At 76.1% G+C, this 4,618-nt stretch carries 5 protein-coding genes; 1 reads left to right on the top strand and 4 read right to left on the bottom strand.

Translation table 11 applies throughout. The annotated features are described in order from the left end of the window. Positions 1–50: 50 nt before the first annotated feature. The 4 genes from ACFUVW_RS19685 to ACFUVW_RS19700 form a co-directional block, all read right to left on the bottom strand. Positions 51–302 carry an acyl carrier protein gene (locus tag ACFUVW_RS19685; protein WP_079574895.1) on the bottom strand — a complete coding sequence of 84 codons (252 nt, stop codon included), beginning with the start codon at positions 300–302 and terminating at the stop codon, positions 51–53. A gap of 140 nt (positions 303–442) precedes the next feature. Further along, on the bottom strand, positions 443–1,468 hold the full coding sequence (locus tag ACFUVW_RS19690; protein WP_430572988.1) for a beta-ketoacyl-ACP synthase III: 1,026 nt from the start codon (positions 1,466–1,468) through the stop codon (positions 443–445). Continuing rightward, entirely contained in the window at positions 1,465–2,445 is a 981-nt protein-coding gene (locus ACFUVW_RS19695) for an ACP S-malonyltransferase (protein WP_430572989.1), read from the bottom strand. The genes ACFUVW_RS19690 and ACFUVW_RS19695 overlap by 4 nt, the downstream gene beginning before the upstream one ends. 119 nt (positions 2,446–2,564) lie before the next feature. Then, positions 2,565–3,797: a PucR family transcriptional regulator gene (locus tag ACFUVW_RS19700; protein WP_430572990.1), complete on the bottom strand. Its 1,233-nt coding sequence runs from the start codon at positions 3,795–3,797 to the stop codon at positions 2,565–2,567. 98 nt (positions 3,798–3,895) lie between these two features. On the opposite strand from ACFUVW_RS19700, the gene ACFUVW_RS19705 reads away from it, so the two are divergent. Beyond that, a complete protein-coding gene (locus ACFUVW_RS19705; RefSeq protein ID WP_430572991.1) occupies positions 3,896–4,570 on the top strand; it encodes a hypothetical protein in 675 nt (224 codons plus the stop codon). Positions 4,571–4,618: the final 48 nt, after the last annotated feature.

Below are 4,618 nucleotides of genomic sequence, written 5' to 3' on the forward strand. Positions count from 1 at the left end.
GGGCCGGGGTCACCGGCCCGCCCGCGCGGCGGGGCGAGCGCCCCGCGGCGTCACGCGGCCTGCGCACCCTCGATGTACGAGACGGCGTCGCCGACCGTGGTGAGGTTCTTGACCTCGTCGTCGGGGATGCGGACGCCGAACTTGTCCTCGGCGTGGGTCACGATCGTCATCATCGACAGCGAGTCGATGTCGAGGTCGTCCGTGAACGACTTCTCCGACACGACCGCGTCCGTGGGCAGACCGGTCTCCTCGGCGACGATCTCGGCGAGGCCCTCGAGGATCTCCTGGGAGGTGTAAGCCATGGGGTGCGTCTCTCCTTGAAACGGGGTACCGGCCGTCCGGCACCGTGGGGTGTTGCGGTGCGATTGTCCCGCACCACGGGGGTCGGTCACGACCCCGGGCGACCGATCGGCGTGACCGATGGCCCGGGTCGCACCAGAGGCTAGGGCAGCACCACGACCTGGGCCGCGTAGACGAGGCCCGCGCCGAAGCCGATCTGCAGGGCCAGGTCGCCGGAGCGGGCCTGCCCCTCGGCGATCAGCCGCTCGGTGGCGAGCGGGATCGACGCGGCGGACGTGTTGCCCGTGTCGGCGATGTCGCGCGCCACGACGACGCTCTCCGGCAGCCGCAGCTGCTTGACGAGCTGGTCGATGATGCGCATGTTCGCCTGGTGCGGCACGAAGACCTGGACGTCCTCGGGCTCGACGCCCGCCTCCGCCATCGCCTTCGCCGCGATCGGGGCCATCTGGAAGCTGGCCCACTTGAAGACGGTCGGGCCGTCCTGGCGCAGGGTCGGCCAGCCGGCCGTCGGCTCCGCCCGCAGGTCCGACCAGCCGCGCGTCTGCGTGATGGCCTGCGACTTCGCGCCGTCCGAGCCCCACACCGTCGGGCCGATGCCCGGCGCGTCCGAGGGCCCGACGACGGCCGCGCCCGCGCCGTCGCCCAGCAGGAACGAGATGGAGCGGTCCGTCGGGTCGACGAAGTCGGACATCTTCTCCGCGCCGATCACCAGCACGTGCCGGGCGGCGCCGGAGCGCACGAGCGCGTCCGCCTGGCCGAGGCCGTAGGCGTAGCCGGCGCAGGCGGCCGAGACGTCGTAGGCCGCGGCCGGGGTGGCGCCGAGGCGCTCCGCGAGGACCGCGGCGCCCGCCGGCGTCTGGTGGAAGTACGTCACCGTGGACAGGATCACGACGTCCACGTCCGCGCCGGTGAGGCCCGCGGCGTCGAGCGCCTTGCGGGCCGCCGCCTCGGCCAGGTCGAGCACGTCGACCTCCGCGCGGGCGTAGCGGCGCGTGACGATCCCCGTGCGCTGGCGGATCCACTCGTCGGACGAGTCGATGGGGCCGGCGATGTCGTCGTTCGTCACGACGCGCTCGCCCCGCTCGCCGGCGATCGCGAGGATCCGCGAGAAGCGGACCGGCTCGGCCTGCCGGAGCGTGCGGCGCGGCCCGGTCGCGGGCTGGCTCACGCGGCGGTCCCGGCGCCCGCGGCCACCGAGTGGCGCGCGATCAGGTCGCGCGCGGCCTCGACGTCGTCGGGGGACTTCACGGCGACCGACTCGACGCCCTTGAGCGCGCGCTTGGCCAGGCCCGTGAGGACGCCGCCCGGCGCGAGCTCGAGGATGCCGGTGACGCCGCGCTCCGCGAGCGTCGCCTGGCACAGGTCCCAGCGCACCGGCGCGGTGACCTGCGCGGCGAGGCGCGCGAGCACGTCGGTGGCGGTGCCGTGCCCGTGGGAGCCGGCGGCGAGCGTGTCGTAGGAGGCGCCGTCGGCGTCCGACAGCAGCGGCAGACGCGGGTCGGTGGCGAGCCAGCCGGTCGCGACCTGCTCGAACGCGACCCGCGCCGTCTCCATGAACGGCGTGTGGAACGCGCCCGCGACCTGCAGGGGGATGACGCGGGCGCGGGTCGGCGGGTCGGCGGCCAGCGCGGCGAGGCGCTCCGGGTCGCCCGCGGCCACGACCTGGCCGCCGCCGTTGACGTTCGCGGGGAACAGGCCGGCGGCCTCGATCGAGGCCAGCACCTCGTCGGGGTCGCCGCCGACGACGGCGCTCATGCCGGACGGCGCGGCCGCGGCGGCCTCCGCCATCGCGCGGGCGCGGTGCGAGACCAGGCCGACGGCGCCGGCGTCGTCGAGCGCGCCCGCGACCGCCGCGGCGCTGAGCTCGCCGACCGAGTGGCCCGCGGTGACGTCCACGACCTCGGTCGTGGGTCGGCCGTCGAGGATGGCGCGCAGGGCGAGCAGCGACGACGAGACGATCAGCGGCTGGGCCACCGCGGTGTCGCGGATCGTGTCCGCGTCCGACGTCGTCCCGTGCTGGGCGAGGTCGGTCCCGGCCGCGGCCGAGAAGGAGTCGAGGAGGTCGGCGGTGCCGGGCAGCTCCAGCCAGGGGCTGAGCATCCCGGGGGTCTGAGAGCCCTGTCCAGGGCAGACGACGGCGAGCACGTGCCCACGGTGTCACCCCGCGCGGTGGGCGCGTCGTCGCGACGCGCACGAACCTCGCGGAAGGCGATTGTGGGAATCCTCCAAGGGGCGGCGGGGCGCCCGGGCCCGACCGGACACGGTCAGCCCACGCCCGGGTCGCCCTCGAGCTGACCGAGGGCGAGGGCGATCTGGAGCACGAAGGACTCGCGCGCGTCGAGCGGGTCCCAGCCGGTGATCTCGGAGACCTTGCGCAGCCGGTAGCGCACGGTGTTCGGGTGCACGTACAGGCGGCGCGCGGCGGCCTCGAGGGAGCGGCCGGTGCCGAGATAGGCGGACAGCGTCTCGAGCACCGAGCCCGACGCCTCCTGGAGGGGTCGGAACGCCTGGGCCACGAGGGTGCGGCGCGCCGTGACGTCGCCGGTCAGCACGCGCTCCGGCAGGATCTCGTCGGCGAGCACCGGGCGTGGCGCCTGCGGCCAGGCGGGGGCCGCGGCCAGCCCGGCGAGCGCCGCGGCCGCCGACGCCGCCGCGTCCGAGACGTCGGGCACGACGCCGCCGATCACCACGGGCCCGGGGCCGAAGCGGTCGAGGAGGGACGTGGCCGCGGCGACCAGGTCACCCTCGCCGCCCAGCACGAGCACCAGCCGGTCGCCGTGGATGCCGACCAGGGCGTCGCCCGCGGCGCGGCGGGCGAGCCGCCGCAGCTCGGCCGTGCGGACGTCGTCGAGCCTCGTCGTCGCCTCGCCGACCACCACGAGCGCCTGCCCGCGGCCGCTCCAGCCGAGCGCCGAGACGCGCGAGCGGAGCGAGTCGTCGCCGTCGCCGCGCACCAGCGCGTCCACGACCAGGGCCTCCAGGCGGGCGTCCCACGCACCGCGCACCTCGGCGGCCCGCGCGTACACCTCGGCGGCCGAGAAGGCGATCTCGCGGGAGTACCGCAGCACCGCCTCCCGCAGCTCGCGCTCGTAGCCCGGGGCGGCGATCTCGTCCGAGTGCTGCTCCACGACGTCGACCATGAGGCGGACGAGCTGCAGCGTGTGCTGCAGGGAGATGGAGCGCGTGAGCTCCGGCGGCGCGGCGGCGAACATCTCGCCCACGCCGTGCGGGGTGGGCGTGGGCTCGGCGAACCAGCTCACGAACGCGTTGATGCCGGACTGCGCGACCAGGGCCACGTACGACCGGTCCTCCGCCGGGAGCTGCCGGTACCAGTGCACCTCCTCCTCGAGGCGGCGCATCGCGGTCGAGGTGAGCAGCCCCATGCCCTCCCGCACGCGCTGCACGTTCTCGCCCCGGGAGACGGGGGCGCCCTCCGTGCTGTCCTCGGGGACGGCGGTCCCGTCGGTCGTGGAGGTCGGCGTGCCGCTGGTCGTCATGGGTCGAGGATACGGGCGCGGTTGTGGGGAGTGCACAAAGGTCCGGTCGGCCGGAGCCGGCCCGGCCGGGGCGGGGCTCATTGGATAGTGTCGGTCCCATGGCCCTCATGCCCCGGCTCCGGCAGCTGCTGCGCCGGCCGTTCTCCGCCTCGACGGTGGCGGCCCGCCGGCCGTCGTCGTCGCGGGAGTACGGGGACACGCAGTCCGAGGACGCCCTGCGGGCCATCCTCACCGACGACCCCAACGACGCGCCCGCCTTCCGGGCGCTCGCGGAGATCGTGCGACGGCGCGCGGCCGAGTCGCCGAACCCGGAGGACCCGCTGACGGCCCCGACCGACGAGGCCGCGCAGCAGCGCGCCGCGGACCTCGCCGTGTGGTCGCTCGCGGAGGAGCTCGCCGGCCACCCGCGCGGGTGGCGTCCGCTGCTCGAGCTCGGGCGGCTGTCCGTCGCCGACGACCCGGAGGGCGCGGCCCGCCGGCTGGCCACCGCGGCGGAGCGCGACCCCGGCGGCGAGGCGCTGGCCGAGGGCCTGGCGATCCTGCGCGACGCCGGCATGGCGACGGAGGCGCTGGGGCTCGGCATCGGGCACTGGCGCGCGCGCGAGCACACGCCCGAGGTGGGCCGTCAGCTCGTGCTCGCGGCCCTCGAGGCGGGGCGCGTCGCGGAGGCGCGCCAGCACCTGGAGTCGCTCGCCCTGCGCCCCGGCACGGCCGAGCTGCGCGCGGAGCTGGGGCGGGTCATCGCCGCGAGGGAGGAGATCTCGCCGAGATAGAGAACCGGGACCCGCGAGATAGAGAGGGGGCGGGCCGCAACCTGGTTG

Source organism: Isoptericola sp. NPDC057391, from assembly GCF_042668085.1.
Classification (GTDB): domain Bacteria; phylum Actinomycetota; class Actinomycetes; order Actinomycetales; family Cellulomonadaceae; genus Isoptericola.

Excerpts from the sequence above, each read along its gene's own strand:
- ACFUVW_RS19700 (WP_430572990.1), bottom strand. The coding sequence starts at position 3,797 with ATGACGACCAGCGGCACGCCGACCTCCACGACCGACGGGACCGCCGTC.
- ACFUVW_RS19705 (WP_430572991.1), top strand. The coding sequence starts at position 3,896 with ATGGCCCTCATGCCCCGGCTCCGGCAGCTGCTGCGCCGGCCGTTCTCC.
- ACFUVW_RS19685 (WP_079574895.1), bottom strand. The coding sequence starts at position 302 with ATGGCTTACACCTCCCAGGAGATCCTCGAGGGCCTCGCCGAGATCGTC.